The organism is Bradyrhizobium sediminis, assembly GCF_018736105.1.
GTDB lineage: Bacteria > Pseudomonadota > Alphaproteobacteria > Rhizobiales > Xanthobacteraceae > Bradyrhizobium.
In genome coordinates, this window is sequence record NZ_CP076135.1 from 4,324,412 (window position 1) to 4,341,971 (window position 17,560).

The following is a 17,560-nucleotide window of genomic DNA, read 5'->3' on the forward strand; positions in this document are numbered from 1 at the left end:
GGAAAAATGAGGATCTGGCCGGCTTAAGGCAAGGGGAACAGGGACGCTCCGTCCCCTGCCCTCAAAACGGCTTCGCCGAGCGCAATCAGTTGGTTGCGGGCTTGAGAACCGACGTCCACTTGGCGATTTCGCTCTTCACCAGCGCCGCCAGCGCTTCCGGCGTGCGTTCGGCCGTCGCCGGGATCACGCTGCCGAGATCGAACAGGCGCTTGCGGACGTTTTCATCGTCGAGCGCCTTGACCGCCGCCGCGTTGAGCTTGGCGATCACCTCGGGAGGAGTTCCCTTCGGCGCGAAGATCGCGCTCCAGGCCTGGGCCTGGAACGCCGGCAGGCCGGCCTCCGTGGTGGTCGGAACGTCGGGCAAGGACGGATTGCGCGCAGGCGTTGCCACCGCATAGGCCTTGATGGTGCCGCCCTTGATCTGCGGCACGGCGTTGACGATCTGGTCGCACATATAATCGACCTGACCGCCGACCAGCGCATTCATAGCGGGACCTGTGCCGTTGAAGGGAACGCCGACCGGCTTGATGTCGAGGACCGAGTTCAGGAGCTGGCACGACACGTGCGAGACCGAGCCTATGCCGGCATGCGCCGCATTGATCTTTTCGACATTGGCTTTCACGTAGGTGACGAAATCCTTGAGATCCTTGGGCGGGAAATCCTTGCGTGCCAGGATCAGGATCGGGGTCCCGGCCAGCAGCGCGACCGGCTCGAAATCCTTTTCCGGATGATAGGCGAGCTTGGGATACAGCGGCACCGAAGCCGCGTGGGTGCCCATATGCCCGGTGATCAGGGTATACCCGTCGTTGGCGGCGCGCGCGGCGCGGGCGGTCGCGGTGGTGCCGCCGGCCCCGACCACGTTCTCGATGATGATGCTCTGGCCCAGCGTCTGCGCCATATGCCCGGTAACGATGCGTGAGATGACATCGCTCGGCCCGCCGGCCGCGAACGGCACGATCATGGTGATGGAACGCGTCGGGTAGCCTTGCGCCTGGGCCTGGGCGGGAAGCGCGCTGCCCCCGGCAAGCGCAATCAGTCCACCGCTTGCCAGCAACCGACCATACCAGTTCATCAATGTTCTCCGAAAAAAAAGCCCATTACCGCGATACCGGCACGAGCGACCGACACCTACATTAGACGACCCGGCATCCCGAAGTCGATTGGACTTCGGGATGCTGCGCTTTGACGCATGTCAGCTCTCGGACTCCACGAACACCTCGTCGCGCTTCTTGCGCAGCGACGGCAATACCGCCATCACCAGCAGGAACGCAGCGATCGCCATCAGCGCCGCCGAAAGCGGACGGGTTGCGAACACCGTCCAGTCGCCGCGCGAGATCAACAGCGCCCGGCGCAGGTTCTCTTCCATCAGGGGTCCGAGCACCATGCCGAGCAGCAGCGGCGCCGGCTCGAAATCGTGCTTGATCAACCAATAGCCGAGCAGCCCGAATATGCCGGCCAGCACCACGTCCATCGGCGCGTTGTTCACCGAATAGATGCCGATCGCGCAGAAGATCACGATGGACGGGAACATCAGGCGATACGGCACCCGCAGCAACCGCACCCAGATCCCGACCAGCGGCAGGTTGATGATCAGCAGCATCAGGTTGCCGACCCACATCGAGGCGATCATGCCCCAGACCAGTTCGGGCTGCTTCTGCATCACCTGCGGGCCCGGCACGATGCCGTGGATGGTCATGGCGCCGACCATTAGCGCCATCACCGCATTGGGCGGAATGCCGAGCGTCAAGAGCGGAATGAACGAGGTCTGGGCGGCGGCGTTGTTGGCGCTTTCCGGCGCCGCCACCCCCTCGATCGCGCCGCGGCCGAACCGCGACGGATTCTTGGACAGCTTCTTTTCCATGGTATAGGCCGCAAACGAGGCGATGACCGCGCCGCCGCCCGGCAGAATGCCGAGGATCGATCCCAGCACCGTGCCGCGCAGGATCGCCGGTGTGGAATCGATCATGTCTTTCTTGGTCGGCATCAGGCCCGTGACCTTCTGCTGCACCAGTTCGCGGTCGCTTTCACCGCCGGCATCGAGATTGCGGATGATCTCGGCGAAGCCGAACAGACCCATCGCGACGGTGGCAAAGCCGAGGCCGTCCGCGAGTTCCGGGATGTTGAAGGACATCCGCGACGCGCCGGTCTCGATGTCGGAGCCGACCATCGACAGCAGCAGCCCGAACACGATCATCGCGATCGCCTTCAGCACCGATCCCTTGGCGAGCACCACGGCGAAGATCAGGCCGAGCACCATCAGCGAGAAATATTCGGCGGGCCCGAACGCCAGCGCGAGCTTGGTCAGCGGCGCACCCAGCACCGCGATCAGCACGGTAGCGACGCAACCCGCAAAGAACGAGCCGATCGCGGCGATCGCCAGCGCCGGGCCTGCCCGGCCCTGCTTGGCCATCTGGAAGCCGTCGAGCGCGGTCACCACGGAGCCCGCCTCGCCCGGAATGTTGACCAGGATCGAGGTCGTCGAGCCGCCATATTGAGCGCCGTAGTAGATGCCGGCGAGCATGATCAGCGCGCCGACCGGCGGCAGACCGAAGGTGATCGGCAACAGCATGGCCACCGTGGCGATGGTGCCGATGCCCGGCAGCACGCCGACCAGTGTGCCCACCAGCGCACCGATCAGGCAGAGCAGAATGTTGACGGGGATGGGAATCGACATGCCGCCGAGGAAGGCGGGGGTCCACTGCACCAACTGGAATACGACGCCGAAGCCGAGACCAAGGTTCGAAAAGATATCTCCCATCACACCCTCACCGGATCAGAAATTTTGGCCACATCTGCAAAGGCAGACCGAGCGCGTAGGGAAACAACAGGCTGCAGAAGGTCGTCAGGCAAATGCCGACGATGATGGTCTCCTTCCATTTGGTTTCCGGCGTGCCGAGCGCCGAAATGAGGAAGCTCGCAAAGGCCGAAACCACCAGGCCCAGCGGACGAATGTTGATCGCAAAGGCGAGAATGGCCAGCGATACGAACAGCGGGCCTCGCCACGCATAGGTCGTAATATGCTCGCCATCGCTCACGAGACCGACGATCATCACCGCGACGCCGAGGCCGAGCAACAGAAACCCGAACATGCGGGGCGCGGTTCCGGCTCCGAACGAAAATCCGCGCATGCCCTGAAGATCGCTCGATGCCCACAAGGCGAATACTGCGATAGCGATCAGCGCCAGGCCACCGACGAAATCCTGCGGACCGCGTATCCATTTCGGCATGATGTATTTGACCGGCCCATAGCTCGGCGTATCACTCATCGATCTCTCTCCCCGCACAGGGCTTCTCGCCCATTCTGTTTGGCTGTCATACCGGTCCGGCGATCCTGCCTACCGATTTTCGTCAGGTAACGCCAGCAAAACCCCATCCCCCGGCCAGCAGCATCTAGAGCGGATTGAGATGGTTGGCAAAGGCCCGCACCGCGGCGGCGGCAGTGACCACGGGGCCGGCCGGCGCTCCCGCAATGCCGGCAACGGAATACCCGATCGGGGTATGATCGGCACATCCGGCCCGGCGGGATCTGCGATATCGCGAACGCGTCGACCCAACGGCATGTCCGAGATTTGGAACGGCGGTTCCGCCAGGGCCAGCCGGGGCGCATTCCCCGCCCAAATGCGGCGTTGCGGCTCTGTTTTTCCGGAGATTTGCCCCCTATATTGGACGTGCCGGTTCGCCGGCTATGGAAATAAATTGCCGTCGCAATAAACCATTCGGACCCGGGGGCAGTACCCGGCGCCTCCACCCAAGCCCGCCGCGCCAAAACGCGGGTTTCGGCGGGGGCGAAACAGGATCGACGAGGGCGTAAAGGACGTGTTTTTTCCCGGTATGGTTCCGCCGTTATCGGGCTATGCAATAGTTGCAAACGACAACTATGCTCCGGTTGCTCAGGCCGCTTAAGCGGTTTGAAAAACCAAGTCTAAAGTCCTGGTGGGTTAAGCTCCGCCAGGCGGGGTTCGGAGGCACCTGGCAACAGAAGCCTCCACTTCATTCGATTTGCCTGAAACGTGAGCCGTTTGCTGGAATTTCCGCCAGCGACGGTAACGCCTGCTGACCTCGGCCCGCTGCCGGGGTAGCATGGCCGGAACAGGCGAGTCGGGGCATTGCCGCCGATCCGCGGCAGCATTTTAGACGCGACAGGACAGACCATGGCGACCGACCACATCCGATACGACGTGCTGGCGCGTGACGCGCTGCGCGGCGTGCTGCGCCGCGTGCTGGCCGACGCCGCCGAGCACGGCCTTCCCGGGGAACACCATTTCTTCATCACCTTCCTGTCCACCGCCGAGGGCGTAAAGCTGTCGCCGCGGCTGCTGGCGCAATATCCGGAAGAAATGACCGTCATCCTTCAGCACCAGTTCTGGGACCTGGTGGTGACCGAAGACCGTTTCGAGGTCGGGCTGTCATTCGGCGGAATTCCCGAGCGGCTGGTGGTTCCGTTCAACGCGATCAAGAGCTTCTTCGACCCGTCGGTGCAGTTCGGCCTGCAGTTCGAGCCGGCGGACGCTGCGGCCGAGGCGCCGACGGCGAACCTGCCGGCCGTCGCCGCCCCCTCCGGGCTGCCGGTTGCGGCGCCTGCCGCCGAAACCAGGGACGAGCCGGCCAAGCCGAGCGAGGGCGCCGAAGTGGTGCGGCTGGATCGCTTCCGCAAGAAATAATCGGCGCGCAGGAAATCCTGCGGCCGTGTAGGATGAAGATGCCGCCGTCGCGCGGAACAGGCCGTGCGCCGGTTCCGAAAACAGCGACCTCGCGCAACGGACGCTATTTATGGCCCGATCGACATCTCCATCGCGAACCAAATCCACCCGCAGCGAGAGCGACAGTTTCGGTCCGATCGAGGTTCCCGCCGACCGCTATTGGGGCGCGCAGACCGAGCGCTCCCGGCAGAACTTTCGCATCGGCCAGGACCGGATGCCGATGGCCATCGTCCGCGCGCTCGGCATGGTCAAACTGGCCTCGGCCGAAACCAATCGCGAACTCGGGCTGATCGATGCGCGCCGCGCCGGCGCCATTGCGCGCGCCGCGCGCGAGGTGATCGACGGCAAGCTCGACGATCATTTTCCGCTGGTGGTCTGGCAGACCGGCTCCGGCACCCAGACCAACATGAACCTCAATGAGGTGATCGCCAATCGCGCCAACGAGCTGTTGGGCGGCGAGCTTGGCGCCAGGAAGCCGGTTCATCCCAACGACCACGTCAACATGAGCCAGTCGTCGAACGACTCGTTCCCGACCGCCATGCATATCGCCGCCGCCCAGCGCATCACGGCTGACCTCATCCCCGCGCTGGGCGATCTGCATCGCGCGCTGCGCAAGAAGGAAAAGGCGTTCGCCCGCATCGTCAAGATCGGAAGGACGCACACCCAGGACGCCACGCCGCTGACGCTGGGCCAGGAATTCTCCGGCTATGCGGCGCAGGTCGAGAGCGGCATCGCGCGGCTGCGCGTGGCGGTGAAAGACCTTTATCCGCTGGCCCAGGGCGGCACCGCGGTCGGCACCGGCCTCAACTCGAAACCGAAATTCGCGAGGCTGTTCGCACGGCAGGTCGCCAGGATTACAGGATTGCCGTTCACCAGCGCCGCCAACAAGTTCGAGGCGCTGGCCGCCAACGACGCTTACGTCTTCGTGCACGGCGCGATCAATTCGGTGGCGACTGCGCTGTTCAAGATCGCCAACGACATCCGCCTTTTGGGATCGGGTCCGCGCTCCGGCCTCGGCGAATTGATCCTGCCCGAGAACGAACCGGGCTCCTCGATCATGCCGGGCAAGGTCAACCCGACGCAGTGCGAAGCGATGACCATGGTGTGCTGTCAGGTGTTCGGGAACCACACCGCCATCACCGTCGCCGGCAGCCAGGGCCATTTCGAGCTGAACGTCTACAAGCCGGTCATGGCCCATTGCATGATGCAATCCATTCAATTGCTGGCCGACGTCGCGCGCTCCTTCACCGTCAACTGCGTCGAGGGAATCCGCGCCGACGAAAAGCGGATCCGGAATTTGATGGAACGCTCGCTGATGCTGGTGACCGCGCTGGCGCCGAAGATCGGCTACGACAATGCGGCCAAGGTAGCGAAGTCGGCCCACGGCCGCGGAACCACGCTGAGGGAAGAGGCGGTGCGGCTGGGGCTGGTTTCGGCAGCCGAATTCGACCGGCTGGTGCAGCCGGACAAAATGACACACCCCGGCTGACCGCCGCGGCAAGCCCCCGTGGAATTACGGGGCAACGATATTATTATAGACCATAACACCTAAAGACTGAGACCAATCGGCTATCGTCGTTGATCCACCTCATGGTAGAGCAGCGCAATATTTGGTTTGGTTTTCGCAGAGCGAAACATATTTTTTAGTGCTATCAGAAGGTACTAACGGGGATTTCCTGGGATGACGACCGAGCCGGCCGAGGCGAAAAGCCACTTACGCCCTCGCAACTATTTCTCTTGCCCTTCAGTATTTGGATAACGGAGGCAGGCATGGGGGACGTGGTCAACCTGAAGCGATTCAAGAAGCGCGCCGAGCGCGAAGCGTCGGCGAAGCAGGCCGACGCCAACCGGACGCGGTTCGGCCGAACCAAATCCGAACGCGTTCTGGACGAACAGCGCACGAGCCGTGCCAAGAATCTGCTGGACCAGCATCGCATCGACGGTGAGGACGCGCCATGAAATCGCCGGTCGTAAAGCGCTCGATCGTGGTCGCCGGCCACAAGACCAGCGTCAGCCTCGAAGAGGCATTCTGGAACGGAATGAAGGAAATCTCGGGCCTGCGCGACATGACGCTGTCCGAACTGGTCGGCGAGATCGACTCCAACCGCCAGCAGGGCAACCTGTCGTCGGCTATTCGCCTGTTCGTGCTCGACTATTTCCGTACCCGCGCCATCGCCGCCACCGCTGCTGCATCGGATCCGAAGCCGCAGGGCTAGACGCGGCGTCGAGCCGCATGTTGGTGAACTGGAGCCGATCGCAGCGGCCGACCGAGGGGCGCGGGGCGCGCACAAACATGCAGGACCGGCTGGAGACATTTTCGCGAGGTGTGAACTTCACGCGCTATCGCGGCCAATCCGAGGGTCACTACGAGAGCTTTTTCCTGCGCGCGAACCACCCGCATCGTGCGCAGGCCTTCTGGATCCGCTACACGATCTTCAGTCCCAAGGGGCGCCCGGATGAAGCGATCGGCGAACTCTGGGCGATCTTTTTCAATGCCGAACAGAATCGCCACGCGGTCGCCAAGCAGGAATACCGGTTCGCCGACTGCGACTTCGATGCCTCGTCGTTCGGTGTGCGCATCGGCAAGGCGACGCTGCTGCCGAACCGGCTCGAGGGCACCATCGAAGGCGCGCAACATAGCCTGGCCTGGAACCTGAAATTCGAAGGGGATTCGCCGCCGGCTCTCCTGCTGCCTCTGGCGTTTTACGAACGCCGCTTTCCCGCGGCCAAGAGCATCGTCAGCCTGCCGATGGCGCGGTTCAGCGGCGTGCTGACCGTCGACGGAATGCAAATCGAGATCGCCGACTGGGTCGGCAGCCAGAACCACAATTGGGGATCGCGCCACACCGATCTCTATGCGTGGGGCCAGGTTGCCGGGTTCGACAACCAGCCCGACAGCTTTCTGGAGGTGGCGACCGCGCGGCTTCGGCTCGGGCCGTTCTGGACGCCGCCGATCACGCCGATGGTGCTTCGCCACAGGCAAAAGGAATACGCGTTCACGGGATTGGGTCAGGCGATCCGGGCCAAAGGAAAGTTCGGATATTTTTCGTGGCAATTTGCGTCGCGAAACCGGGATGCCGAGATCACGGCCACGATATCGGCGCCGCGGGAGGCGTTCGTGGGATTGCGCTACTACAATCCGCCGGGTGGCGTGAAACACTGCCTCAACAGCAAGATTGCCCGCTGTACGCTGCGTCTCACGAACAGGCGCGCCGGTACGACAGAGGTGCTGGAGACGAAGAACCGCGCGGCGTTCGAAATCCTTACCGATGACGAGACACACGGCGTAGAGATGTCGGCATGAAGGCGCGCTTTAGCCGAATACGCGCCAGCCGCGGGCGCCTCCCACTGGGAGCGCGCCCGCCGAATGGCGTCCGCAAATTTCAGTAGACGAGGCCGGTGCCGGGCGGTTTTTCCAGCGCCGCGGCCAGCGACCGGTACTCGTCGCAGCCAGCGCCGCAGATCGCGGCGATCCGGCTCAGATGATATTGCGCACTTTCGCGGTTGCCCTGCTCGATCTGCCAGAGGCCGTAATACTGCCAGGTCAGCACGTGGTTCGGGTCGGCTTTCAGCGCGCGCTCGTACCAGACTTGCGAGAGCTTGTAGTCGCCGAGCTTGCGATAGGAATAGCCGATCAGGTTGGCGACGCCGGCGAAGTCGTCGTGGCCGAGCGCCTTCAGTTGCTCGATGGCGCCGGCATAGTCGTGGCGATCGTAGATCGTCGCATGGGCCGCGCGGTACCCCTGAGCAAAGGCGGGGTTGTCGAACAGGGAGGACTGCCTGTCGGTCTTCTTCTTGCCCTTGTGGGTCGTGCCGGTGGCCTTGGTACCCGTCGAGGGCGGGGTCGTCGAAGGATAGGAAGAGCCATAGGGATCGCTGCCGCCACCGCCACCGCCTCCCCCGGCGGCCAACGCCGGGATGACCGGGGCAGCCGCGACCAGCGCCGTCAGAAACACAGCCAGTGTCACAAACCTTATCGCGGAGCTGATCATGCGAGCCTCCTGATGCTGCATTGTGAGCGATCCCTCCAGCCGGAGGTGTAAACCCCGCTTTGGCCGCGGCATTCCCCGGCAACTTCACTGCCGGAGAAGGATTGCGCTGGATCAATACGGGTCCGGCTTTCAGGCGTTTAAGGAGTTGATCCGAAGGTGCCGCAGTAGCCGGGAAGGTGCGCGAATTGCTTATAATCGCTCTAAGGTGCCGCCGCATTTCGACCGCCAGCCTTGACCGGACCGCCGCCGCTTGGAAATAGAAGCCATGACTCAACGGAACGGCGCGCGTCCGCACTCGGCCACTGGAATGCCCCTGGGGCTGGCCAGGCGCGGCTATTCGGGCATGATCCAGCAGCTCGCCGCCGGCGATTCCGGCTCGGCGCTGTCGGCCCATGAGCTGGAGAGCCGGCTGATCGAACTCGGCTTCGTCGAAGGCGCCAAGGTCGAGGTCCTGCACGAAGGCATCGTCGGCCGCGATCCGATCGCGGTTCGCGTCGAGAACGTCACGATCGCGGTGCGCCGGCGCGAGGCCATGGCCATTATTGTCGCCTGACGCGACCGGATCTCGAATTCATGGAAGCTCCGCTGCTGCATCTGGCCCTGGTGGGCACGCCGAACAGCGGCAAGACCTCGTTGTTCAATGCGCTCACCGGCAGCCGCCAGAAGGTGGCGAACTATCCGGGCGTCACGGTCGAACGCAAGCAAGGCTCGTTCGTCACGCCAACAGGCCGTCAGGTGTCGCTGGTCGATCTGCCCGGCACCTATTCGCTGCGCGGCCGCAGCCCCGATGAAGAGATCACCCGCGACGTCGTGCTCGGCCGCACCGCCGGCGAGGCGCTGCCCGACCTCGTGCTCTGTGTGGCCGATTCCACCAATCTGCGGCTGACGATCCGCCTCGTGCTGGAGCTCAAGAGCACCGGCCGGCCGCTGATGCTGGTGCTCAACATGTTCGACATCGCCACCCGCCGCGGCGTCAGCGTGGACGTGCCGCGGCTGTCGGAGGCGCTCGGCATCCCGGTCGTGACCTCGATCGCCGTGCGCAAGGGCGGCACCGCCGAGCTGCTGCGCCGGACCGACGAGATCATCGCCGCGCAAACGCCTCACCCGCTGCAGCCCAATCTCTGGCAGCCGCTCACAGTGGCGCAATTGCGCGCCACCCAGCGCGAGGCCGACCGCATCATCGCCGAAACCATCAGCCTGCCAGCGAGGCCCGACACCTGGACCGCGCGGATTGACGCCGTGGTGCTGCACCCGGCCGCGGGGCTTTTGATCCTGGCGCTGATCCTGTTCGTGATGTTCCAGGCGGTGTTCGCATGGGCGCAGCCGCTGATGGAACTCCTGAGCTCGGCTTTCGCAGCACTCGGACAACTGGTTCATGACACCCTGCCCGCCGGCCTGCTGCAGAGCTTCCTGCAGAACGGCGTGATCTCCGGCGTCGGCAGCGTCGTCGTGTTCCTGCCGCAGATCATCATCATCTTCCTGTTCATCCTGCTCCTGGAAGATTTCGGCTACATGGCGCGCGCGGCGTTCCTGATGGACCGCATCATGGGCGGCGCCGGCCTGCACGGCCGCGCCTTCATTCCGCTGCTGTCGAGCTTCGCCTGCGCGATCCCCGGCATCATGGCGACACGGGTGATCGACAACCGCCGCGACCGGCTGACCACCATCCTGATCGCACCGCTGATGACCTGTTCGGCGCGGATCCCGGTCTACACGCTGATCATCTCGGCCTTCATTCCGGCAAAGCAGATCTGGGGCTTTGTCAATCTGCAGGGGCTGGTGATGTTCGGCCTCTACGCGGCCGGCATCTCCAGCGCGCTCGGCATGTCGTTCCTGATCAAGTTCTTCATGCTGCGCGACTACGCCCCGGCGCCGTTCATGCTGGAATTGCCCGACTACAAGATGCCGCGCCCGCGCAGCATCGCGATCGGCATCTACACGCGGGCGAAGATGTTCCTGCAGCGCGCCGGCACCACGATCTTCTCGATGATGGTGCTGATCTGGTTCCTGGCGTCGTTCCCGCAGCCGCCGGCCGGCGCCGCCGATCCCGCCATCAACTACAGCCTTGCGGCCGTCATCGGCAAGGCGATCGAACCCCTGCTGGCCCCGGTCGGCTTCAACTGGCAGATCGCTGTCGCGCTGATCCCGGGCATGGCGGCGCGCGAGGTCGCGGTCGCAGCACTCGGCACCGTCTATGCCATCGAGGGCGGCAAGGAAGCCGCCGAGCAGATCGGCCAGTTGCTGGCGACGAAATGGAGTCTCGCCACCGCGCTGTCGCTGTTGGTCTGGTACATCTTCGCGCCGCAATGCGCCTCCACGCTGGCGGTGATCCGCCGCGAGACCGGAAGCTGGAAATGGATGGCGATCACCTTCGCCTATATGTTCGTGCTGGCCTACGCGGCGAGTTTTGCGACCTACAACATCGCGGTCGCGCTCGGGGCCGGCTGAACCTTGCGCATGGGCCTTCTGCCTTGCCGGAATTGCTAGTCCCCGAACACCACGACGCCGCGCAGATTCCTGCCCGCCTCGAGGTCGGCATAGCCGCGGTTGATTTCGTCGAGACGATAGGTGCGCGTGATCAGTTCGCGCAGCTTCAACTCGCCGCTGCGATACAGTGCCAGCAGCTCGGGGATCTGCAGGCGGGGACTGGCAAAGCCGTACACCGCGCCCATGATCGCCTTTTGCGTCACGAACAATTCGAGCGGCGGAATCTTGATCTCGGTCACGGTGTCCGGCGTCAGCGCGGTCACCACGACGTTGCCGCCCCTGGCGGTGGCGCGGAACGCCGGCAGCAGGGTCGAGGGCGGATCGATGCAGACGAAGGCGTGATCGACGCCGATGCCGTCGGTCAGCTCATGCACCGCACGGATCAGGGCGTCGCCTTGCGCGTTGACGCCATGGGTCGCACCGAACTCGCGCGCCCAGTCGAGCTTGGCCGGTACGATATCGGCGGCGATGATCCTGGCGGCGCCGCACAGCCGCGCGCCCTGAACCACGTTCATGCCGTCGCCGCCGCAGCCCACTACCAGCACGCTTTGGCCCGGCTGCACCCGCGCACGCTGCCGCGCGGCCCCGACGCCGGCCGGTACGCCGCAGGCGACCAGGCTGGCCAGATCGAACGGAATGTCCTTGCCGATCACGACGACGGAGGCCTGATCGACGACGGCACGCTCGGCAAAGGCGCCGATCATGCAGAAGGCGCCGACCTCCGCGCCGTCGCGGTCACGCCGGCGGTAGGTGCCGTCGAGTTGCGGCCCCTGCGTGATGCGCGCGCCCTCGGCGCACAGGTGATGCAGGCCGCGCCGGCACCAGTGGCATTTGCCGCAGCCGGGGATGAAGGTTAGAACGACGTGATCGCCGGAGCTGATGCCCGTGACCGCGCCGCCGACCTGTTCGACGACGGCTGCGGCCTCATGGCCCAGCACCATCGGCTGCATGGCGACACGGCGCTCGCCGCGCATGACGTGATAGTCGGTGCGGCACAGGCCGACCGCGGCAATGCGCACGAGCACCTCGGTAGGCCCCGGCGGATCCAGCGCGATGCGCTCGATCGAGACGGGGGCGCCAACTTCACGGAAAACGGCCGCAAGCGAGTCCATGATTCATGATGCATGATCGCGCCGGATTCGCAAACCACGTCCAACACGACGGCGGGCGAGCCGGGCTGCGCCCGACCGCAGCGCCCCAAATCACCTGAAATATTCGGCGATGAGGTGGACGTCGGATGGCGGGGCGGACGTGCCATTGAGGCTCGCATCGATCACCCGCCGGCAGGCTGCGATAGCCGCCTCGTCACCGAGATCGTTCGCGGCTTCGAGAACGAGCCAGGCCATGTCCACCGAGGAGGCTTCGGGCTTCGGCTCGCTGGAGGCAACGCCGAAGCTCTTGCGCACGGAGGTTCCGAATGTGAATGCGTTCATTGCCGATGCTCCCGAGCCTGTTCTAGAGCGGTGATATCATTGCACGACGGCGGCCTGCCGCTTCGGGCTGGCATAGGTGTCCCCGATGCTCTTGCGCGACTGATAGAATTCCAGAACGCTTCGGGACGTCTCGACATTGAGGCGGCCAAAATCGCTTTCCAGGTCTCTCAGGTCTTTCGCGGTGATGCGGTGATCTTTCGCACCGAGGAAAAGCAGGGACATCGTGGTCTCCCACGAAAAGTCGAGGGCCTTGGCGAGGATCAGCAGCGTTTCCCTGTTCCTGTCGTGCAAGGCGCGCTCGATCACGTCGCTCGGCAACGAACACAACAAGGACAGCCCAATCGTGACCTCCTCGAGCCTGTGGGACCTGGCGTAGAGGGAGATGCTCTTTTCATTCAGGTTGCCTTGGCGATGCTGCGTCGTCACCACCCGTTTTGCGACAAAATGGCCTCGCGATACCGGGCCGAACTTGGATTGCAGCTCGCCCGCAACATCGGTCACCGTGGACTGAATTTGGTCGACCATGTTGGGACGCTCGCGTTCGAGCCGCTTTCTCACGTCGTCCGTCGCCTTGGCGATCAGCTGCTGGAAAAGATGCCTGGGAATGTCCTCGCGAAGGCCGAGCTGCTCGGCGAGAATGGAATCGCCTTCGGCCCGCTGAATCATGTGCAGGAAACCGAAATCCGAGAAACGCGCGCCATTGTTGGTGGCGACCGAGATCACGACCTCGCTGTTGCCGCGGGTCACCAGCACGTCCGTCACCGCTTCCTCGAGCGTCTCCCGCTTCGAGATCGCGAGCATATGCGGCTGGCCTTTGGTGCAGACGTTGGCGACCAGGGCATAAGGCTCCAGCCGTTCGGACTCCTGCAGGATCGGACCGGCGACGTCGATCGAATCGTCAAAGGCGAGTTTATGGATGATATTGACCGGGGCTTTCTCGAAGCGGGCCAGCCGCCTTGCGAGCTGGGCGCGGGCGGCGACTTCAATCTCGTCAGCGAGCCGTCCGATGACCTCGCCGAAGGTCCAGATCTCGTCCTCGCTGTAGCGGCCGGTGATCATCAGATCGGTCGTATGCCACAACGCCCGCATGCGGCTTTCAGCCGTTCCCCGCGAAACCGCCTGGTCGAGATCCCTCAGGAAGGATTTTGCCCCGCTCATTTTTCTTAGACCTTAAGTCGCAACCCACGCGCGCAAACGGCATCTGCGCGGATTGGACCCTACGCTGCAAACGCGATTTTTCGGTAAAGTCGGCGGATAAGTATTATCTCTAAGAATTCGCTCAAATGCCGGTGAATTCGACCTTTTCGTCGTGTCCCGCGTCGTAACGTCGGCAGGCAAGTCCCCGAATCGGCGGCCGCGGCGGATACGAGGCCGGCGGCATCGGCCGGTTGACCCAACTCAAGACCGGCACGCAATGGTCTGCTAACCATTCCCGATGAGTTCGAAAATCGGAAAAGTCCCGTCCGCGACCTGGCGCAACGTGCCTGCCAGCGTGTGGGCGCTCGGCTTCGTCTCCCTGCTGATGGACATCTCGTCCGAACTCATTCACAGCCTGCTGCCCATCTTTCTCGTGACCGCGGTCGGCGCCAGCGCGACCATCGTCGGTTTGATCGAGGGCGTCGCCGAAGCTACCGCATCGATCGCCAAGCTTTTCTCCGGCGCCCTTTCCGACCGCATCGGCAAGCGCAAGCTGCTGGTCGGCATCGGCTACGGGCTGGCTGCGGTCACCAAGCCGGTGTTTCCGCTGGCGAGCACGGCCTGGGAGGTTCTGGCGGCGCGCTTCGTGGATCGGATCGGCAAGGGTATTCGCGGCGCGCCGCGCGACGCGCTGATCGCGGATGTGACGCCACCCGCGATCCGCGGCGCCGCCTACGGCATCCGCCAGGCCCTCGATACGGTCGGGGCGTTCACGGGACCGCTGCTGGCGGTGGCCCTGATGGCGTTCTATGCCAACGACTTCCGCGCCGTGTTCTGGTGGGCGGCGGTACCCGCGGCGCTTGCCGTGCTCCTGATCGTCCTCGGCGTTCAGGAGCCGGACGGCGTCAAGGCCACGGCAAAGCGCGGCTGGCCGATCCACAAGCAGGACCTCAAGCGTCTGTCGCCATCGTTCTGGATGGTCATTGCGATCTGCATGGTGTTCACGCTGGCGCGGTTCAGCGAAGCCTTTCTGGTGCTGAAGGCACAGGCCGAAGGCCTCGCACTGGCGCTGATCCCCTTGGTGCTGGTGTGGATGAATGTCGTCTATTCCCTGACGGCGACGCCGGCCGGCATTCTCTCCGACCGGGTAGGCCGGGTGAAATTGCTGCTATGCGGGCTCGGCGCGCTGTTGATCGCCGATCTGACGTTGGCCTTCGTTCCGGGACTTGTCGCGGTCTTCATCGGCGTCGGTTTTTGGGGGCTGCATATGGGACTGTCCCAGGGCCTGCTATCGGCGCTCGTCGCCGATACCGCGCCTGAAGATCTCCGCGGCACCGCCTTCGGTCTGTTCAATCTCGTCGCCGGAGCGGCGCTGCTGGTCGCCAGCGTGCTTGCGGGCTGGCTCTGGCAAGCCTTCGGACCGACGGCAACGTTCGTGGCCGGCGCGGTGTTTTCGGCATTGGCGGCGCTGATCATGTCCGCCACCATGAGGACTGAAACGAAACCAGCCAGCTGATGTCTGTCGTGAGCGACCGGAGAAATTCCGAGGGACGTGGCCAGATGCACAAAGACCTTCTGACGAAACTGGAGCAGCGCCTCGGACGGGTGCATGCGAAGCAGCGGCTGGGGATCGAGACCGATCACGAGGCGCAAGTGTTCGGGCAGGGCCTGACCTTCTTTCACCTCGAGAACTGGTACTCGGTCCATTCGGTGATCCGGAACGCGCTCAGGCTGACCGGTCTCTACGGACGTGGCAGAAGAAATGCCGAACGCATCGTGCTCAGGCATAACGACGTCTGGTTCAAGGACCTGCCGCCGCAGTTCGATGGTTTCACCCTGCTTCACATCAGCGATATGCATGCCGACATGAATGAGGCTACGATGCGCCGCCTCGTCGAACTGGTCGCCGACCTCAGCTACGACGTATGCGTGCTGACCGGCGATTTTCGCGGCAAGACGTTCGGACCGTTCGAGGCTGCCCTCGACAGCGTTTCGCGGGTACGGGCACACCTGAGGGGACCGGTCTACGGGGTGCTCGGCAACCACGACACCATCCAGATGGTTCCGGGGCTCGAGGCCATGGGAATCCGAATGCTGCTCAACGAGAGCGAGGCAATCAGGCGCGATGGCCAGCAGATTTACATCGCCGGGATCGACGACGCGCACTTCTTCAGGGTCGACAACATCGAAAAGGCCGCGTCACAGATTCCGGACGGCGAGTTCTCCATTTTGCTGTCGCACACGCCGGAAATCTATCGCCAGGCCGCCCACGCCGATTTCAATCTGATATTGAGCGGGCACACCCATGGCGGCCAGATCTGCCTGCCCGGATCGATTCCGATCACGCTCGAATCCGCACTGCCGCGGCGCATGGGCTCCGGCGCCTGGCAGTATCACGACATGAAGGGCTATACCTCCGTCGGCGCCGGTTCGAGCGTCGTCGCCGTACGCTTCAACTGTCCGCCCGAAATAACCCTGCATCACCTGCGGCGCGGCTGAGGGCCGGCAAGAGCCTTTTCCGTTCCGGTTGAATCGGAACGGGGCTCCATCTTTTTGTCTTGACGCGTCTTCTTCACGCGAACCGGTATCCACCCCGGATCAAGTCCGGGGCAGGCCTTCGCTTGAAAACGCTCTAATACGGCTCGTCGCGCAGATGCGCGCGGTAGAGAACCCAGGACAGAATCAGTTCACCGACGAAGAACAGCCCGACGCCAAGGGCGATGTCGACGGCCGTCAGCGCCAGCGCGGCACGGCATGCCAGCAGCGGCAACAGCGATTCCGGCAATTGATCCAGCCCGAGCGCCTGGCTGCTCGGCGGAAAATTCAAACGGCGCTTCACGAAACTGGAGCACAGATCGCCGGCCATGGCGGCAGCCGCCGCGATCGCACCAACGCTCCAATCCAGGCCGAGCAGCGGCGCGCCCAAAGCCGTCACCAGTATGGAGAACACGATCCCGCGGATGGTTTTCGATGGTCCGAACAGGGGGCGTCCATCGAAAAACGTCAGTCCGCCATCCAGTGGAAGCGCAAAGGATGGCCCGAAGACTCTCTTGGCAACGACAGGCGTGCCGTTGGCCAGCGTCAGCAGGATCATCGCTTGCAGGATTGCAGAAATATCCATCGGGAAGATCTATCGCGGTTCGCATCATCCGTCATGCGCTCAGTCGGCGCGCCCGCCGCTCCTGCGCAGGTCCTCGAGCCAGCGTGCCCGCTTCTTCTGGTTGGCAAAGCTGAGCCCGTAAAGGCTCTCGCGGACAGGTTTGATTCCGGCGAAGCTCAGCATGCTGCGCTCGAAAGCCCGCAGTCCATAGGCGCCAAAGTACCAGCGATAGAGCAGTACCGGCATTCCCATGGTCACGACGATGCGGGCCGAACGGCCGGCGAGCAGACGTTTCGGAAAACCTTCCTTCTTGTACTCCATGGCAAAGCCGGGCCTGAAGATGTGTTCGAGAAAGCCCTTGAACAGCGCCGGCATGGTTCCATGCCAGAGCGGAAACAGAAACACCCAATGCTCCGCCCAGCGCATGTCCTCGCTCGGTTGCACCAGAGCCGGCGGCAACGCGCCGGTCTCGAAATCCGCCTGCGTGCGCAGAAGCGAAAACTCGAGCTTCGCGACTTCGATGCGGCGAACCTCGTGCCCTGCTGCAGTTGCGCCTTCGGCGTAGGCGTCGGCCATCGCGTGTAACAGGCGATGGCCCGCCGGGTCTGGATGGCCCTGGATGATCGCGATGCGCTTGGCCATGTGCTGCTCCCTGGAGGGGAACCTTGATCGCGCGTTCGCTCAGACAGCTCATTGATATTGCGCAAGGTC

18 protein-coding genes and 1 other RNA gene are annotated in these 17,560 nt (G+C 63.8%); 10 read left to right on the forward strand and 9 right to left on the reverse strand.

The genetic code is table 11. The annotated features are described in order from the left end of the window. Positions 1–85: 85 nt before the first annotated feature. From KMZ68_RS20665 to KMZ68_RS20675, 3 genes are all read right to left on the reverse strand, one after another. Positions 86–1,072, reverse strand: coding sequence for a tripartite tricarboxylate transporter substrate binding protein BugD (locus tag KMZ68_RS20665; protein WP_215613009.1), 987 nt, complete (start codon positions 1,070–1,072; stop codon positions 86–88). A gap of 120 nt (positions 1,073–1,192) precedes the next feature. Next, positions 1,193–2,758 carry a tripartite tricarboxylate transporter permease gene (locus tag KMZ68_RS20670; RefSeq protein ID WP_215613010.1) on the reverse strand — a complete coding sequence of 522 codons (1,566 nt, stop codon included), beginning with the start codon at positions 2,756–2,758 and terminating at the stop codon, positions 1,193–1,195. Between the two features lie 7 nt (positions 2,759–2,765). Continuing rightward, complete coding sequence (locus tag KMZ68_RS20675; protein WP_215613011.1) at positions 2,766–3,266, reverse strand: tripartite tricarboxylate transporter TctB family protein; 501 nt, start codon at positions 3,264–3,266, stop codon at positions 2,766–2,768. A 365-nt stretch (positions 3,267–3,631) separates the two neighbouring features. Between KMZ68_RS20675 and ssrA the strand changes: the two genes are divergently transcribed. The 6 genes from ssrA to KMZ68_RS20705 all read left to right on the forward strand — a co-directional run bounded on the left by ssrA (position 3,632) and on the right by KMZ68_RS20705 (position 8,004). Further along, positions 3,632–3,990: a transfer-messenger RNA gene (gene ssrA / locus KMZ68_RS20680) on the forward strand. Between the two features lie 161 nt (positions 3,991–4,151). Next, positions 4,152–4,661, forward strand: coding sequence for an SspB family protein (locus KMZ68_RS20685; protein ID WP_215613012.1), 510 nt, complete (start codon positions 4,152–4,154; stop codon positions 4,659–4,661). A gap of 109 nt (positions 4,662–4,770) precedes the next feature. Further along, the gene (fumC, locus tag KMZ68_RS20690; RefSeq protein WP_215613013.1) at positions 4,771–6,189 is read left to right on the forward strand and encodes a class II fumarate hydratase; all 1,419 of its coding nucleotides are present in this window, start codon (positions 4,771–4,773) and stop codon (positions 6,187–6,189) included. A gap of 281 nt (positions 6,190–6,470) precedes the next feature. Next, on the forward strand, positions 6,471–6,659 hold the full coding sequence (locus KMZ68_RS20695; RefSeq protein WP_215613014.1) for a DUF4169 family protein: 189 nt from the start codon (positions 6,471–6,473) through the stop codon (positions 6,657–6,659). Next, positions 6,656–6,916, forward strand: coding sequence for a ribbon-helix-helix domain-containing protein (locus KMZ68_RS20700; RefSeq protein ID WP_215613015.1), 261 nt, complete (start codon positions 6,656–6,658; stop codon positions 6,914–6,916). The genes KMZ68_RS20695 and KMZ68_RS20700 overlap by 4 nt, the downstream gene beginning before the upstream one ends. 77 nt (positions 6,917–6,993) lie before the next feature. Continuing rightward, positions 6,994–8,004 carry a hypothetical protein gene (locus KMZ68_RS20705; protein WP_215613016.1) on the forward strand — a complete coding sequence of 337 codons (1,011 nt, stop codon included), beginning with the start codon at positions 6,994–6,996 and terminating at the stop codon, positions 8,002–8,004. A gap of 79 nt (positions 8,005–8,083) precedes the next feature. Here the strand turns inward: KMZ68_RS20705 and KMZ68_RS20710 are convergent, their stop codons facing one another. Then, positions 8,084–8,692, reverse strand: coding sequence for a tetratricopeptide repeat protein (locus KMZ68_RS20710; RefSeq protein ID WP_215613017.1), 609 nt, complete (start codon positions 8,690–8,692; stop codon positions 8,084–8,086). A gap of 265 nt (positions 8,693–8,957) precedes the next feature. On the opposite strand from KMZ68_RS20710, the gene KMZ68_RS20715 reads away from it, so the two are divergent. Beyond that, entirely contained in the window at positions 8,958–9,245 is a 288-nt protein-coding gene (locus KMZ68_RS20715) for a FeoA family protein (RefSeq protein WP_249779432.1), read from the forward strand. Between the two features lie 20 nt (positions 9,246–9,265). Continuing rightward, complete coding sequence (gene feoB / locus KMZ68_RS20720) at positions 9,266–11,140, forward strand: ferrous iron transporter B (protein WP_215613018.1); 1,875 nt, start codon at positions 9,266–9,268, stop codon at positions 11,138–11,140. A 35-nt stretch (positions 11,141–11,175) separates the two neighbouring features. Here the strand turns inward: feoB and KMZ68_RS20725 are convergent, their stop codons facing one another. The 3 genes from KMZ68_RS20725 to KMZ68_RS20735 all read right to left on the reverse strand — a co-directional run bounded on the left by KMZ68_RS20725 (position 11,176) and on the right by KMZ68_RS20735 (position 13,770). Beyond that, the gene (locus tag KMZ68_RS20725) at positions 11,176–12,291 is read right to left on the reverse strand and encodes a Zn-dependent alcohol dehydrogenase (RefSeq protein WP_215613019.1); all 1,116 of its coding nucleotides are present in this window, start codon (positions 12,289–12,291) and stop codon (positions 11,176–11,178) included. 90 nt (positions 12,292–12,381) lie between these two features. Next, positions 12,382–12,612 (reverse strand): hypothetical protein, encoded by a 231-nt coding sequence (locus tag KMZ68_RS20730; protein ID WP_215613020.1) that lies wholly within the window; start codon positions 12,610–12,612, stop codon positions 12,382–12,384. Positions 12,613–12,648: 36 nt separating this feature from the next. Continuing rightward, positions 12,649–13,770, reverse strand: coding sequence for a DUF2336 domain-containing protein (locus KMZ68_RS20735; protein WP_215613021.1), 1,122 nt, complete (start codon positions 13,768–13,770; stop codon positions 12,649–12,651). A gap of 277 nt (positions 13,771–14,047) precedes the next feature. Here KMZ68_RS20735 and KMZ68_RS20740 point away from each other — a divergent pair, with 277 nt between their 5' ends. Both KMZ68_RS20740 and KMZ68_RS20745 read left to right on the forward strand, forming a co-directional pair. Continuing rightward, a complete protein-coding gene (locus KMZ68_RS20740) occupies positions 14,048–15,265 on the forward strand; it encodes an MFS transporter (protein WP_215613022.1) in 1,218 nt (405 codons plus the stop codon). Positions 15,266–15,309: 44 nt separating this feature from the next. After that, positions 15,310–16,248 (forward strand): metallophosphoesterase, encoded by a 939-nt coding sequence (locus tag KMZ68_RS20745; RefSeq protein ID WP_215613023.1) that lies wholly within the window; start codon positions 15,310–15,312, stop codon positions 16,246–16,248. A gap of 133 nt (positions 16,249–16,381) precedes the next feature. On the opposite strand, the gene KMZ68_RS20750 is transcribed toward KMZ68_RS20745, so the two are convergent. Together KMZ68_RS20750 and KMZ68_RS20755 are read right to left on the reverse strand one after the other, a co-directional pair. Further along, on the reverse strand, positions 16,382–16,843 hold the full coding sequence (locus KMZ68_RS20750) for a CDP-archaeol synthase (protein ID WP_249779433.1): 462 nt from the start codon (positions 16,841–16,843) through the stop codon (positions 16,382–16,384). A 66-nt stretch (positions 16,844–16,909) separates the two neighbouring features. Further along, positions 16,910–17,491, reverse strand: a complete 582-nt coding sequence (locus tag KMZ68_RS20755) for an NAD(P)H-dependent oxidoreductase (protein ID WP_215613025.1) — start codon at positions 17,489–17,491, stop codon at positions 16,910–16,912. Positions 17,492–17,560: the final 69 nt, after the last annotated feature.

Excerpts from the sequence above, each read along its gene's own strand:
- KMZ68_RS20665 (WP_215613009.1), bottom strand. The coding sequence starts at position 1,072 with ATGAACTGGTATGGTCGGTTGCTGGCAAGCGGTGGACTGATTGCGCTT.
- KMZ68_RS20670 (WP_215613010.1), bottom strand. The coding sequence starts at position 2,758 with ATGGGAGATATCTTTTCGAACCTTGGTCTCGGCTTCGGCGTCGTATTC.
- KMZ68_RS20675 (WP_215613011.1), bottom strand. The coding sequence starts at position 3,266 with ATGAGTGATACGCCGAGCTATGGGCCGGTCAAATACATCATGCCGAAA.
- KMZ68_RS20685 (WP_215613012.1), top strand. The coding sequence starts at position 4,152 with ATGGCGACCGACCACATCCGATACGACGTGCTGGCGCGTGACGCGCTG.
- fumC (WP_215613013.1), top strand. The coding sequence starts at position 4,771 with ATGGCCCGATCGACATCTCCATCGCGAACCAAATCCACCCGCAGCGAG.
- KMZ68_RS20695 (WP_215613014.1), top strand. The coding sequence starts at position 6,471 with ATGGGGGACGTGGTCAACCTGAAGCGATTCAAGAAGCGCGCCGAGCGC.
- KMZ68_RS20700 (WP_215613015.1), top strand. The coding sequence starts at position 6,656 with ATGAAATCGCCGGTCGTAAAGCGCTCGATCGTGGTCGCCGGCCACAAG.
- KMZ68_RS20705 (WP_215613016.1), top strand. The coding sequence starts at position 6,994 with ATGCAGGACCGGCTGGAGACATTTTCGCGAGGTGTGAACTTCACGCGC.
- KMZ68_RS20710 (WP_215613017.1), bottom strand. The coding sequence starts at position 8,692 with ATGATCAGCTCCGCGATAAGGTTTGTGACACTGGCTGTGTTTCTGACG.
- KMZ68_RS20715 (WP_249779432.1), top strand. The coding sequence starts at position 8,958 with ATGACTCAACGGAACGGCGCGCGTCCGCACTCGGCCACTGGAATGCCC.
- feoB (WP_215613018.1), top strand. The coding sequence starts at position 9,266 with ATGGAAGCTCCGCTGCTGCATCTGGCCCTGGTGGGCACGCCGAACAGC.
- KMZ68_RS20725 (WP_215613019.1), bottom strand. The coding sequence starts at position 12,291 with ATGGACTCGCTTGCGGCCGTTTTCCGTGAAGTTGGCGCCCCCGTCTCG.
- KMZ68_RS20730 (WP_215613020.1), bottom strand. The coding sequence starts at position 12,612 with ATGAACGCATTCACATTCGGAACCTCCGTGCGCAAGAGCTTCGGCGTT.
- KMZ68_RS20735 (WP_215613021.1), bottom strand. The coding sequence starts at position 13,770 with ATGAGCGGGGCAAAATCCTTCCTGAGGGATCTCGACCAGGCGGTTTCG.
- KMZ68_RS20740 (WP_215613022.1), top strand. The coding sequence starts at position 14,048 with ATGAGTTCGAAAATCGGAAAAGTCCCGTCCGCGACCTGGCGCAACGTG.
- KMZ68_RS20745 (WP_215613023.1), top strand. The coding sequence starts at position 15,310 with ATGCACAAAGACCTTCTGACGAAACTGGAGCAGCGCCTCGGACGGGTG.
- KMZ68_RS20750 (WP_249779433.1), bottom strand. The coding sequence starts at position 16,843 with ATGATCCTGCTGACGCTGGCCAACGGCACGCCTGTCGTTGCCAAGAGA.
- KMZ68_RS20755 (WP_215613025.1), bottom strand. The coding sequence starts at position 17,491 with ATGGCCAAGCGCATCGCGATCATCCAGGGCCATCCAGACCCGGCGGGC.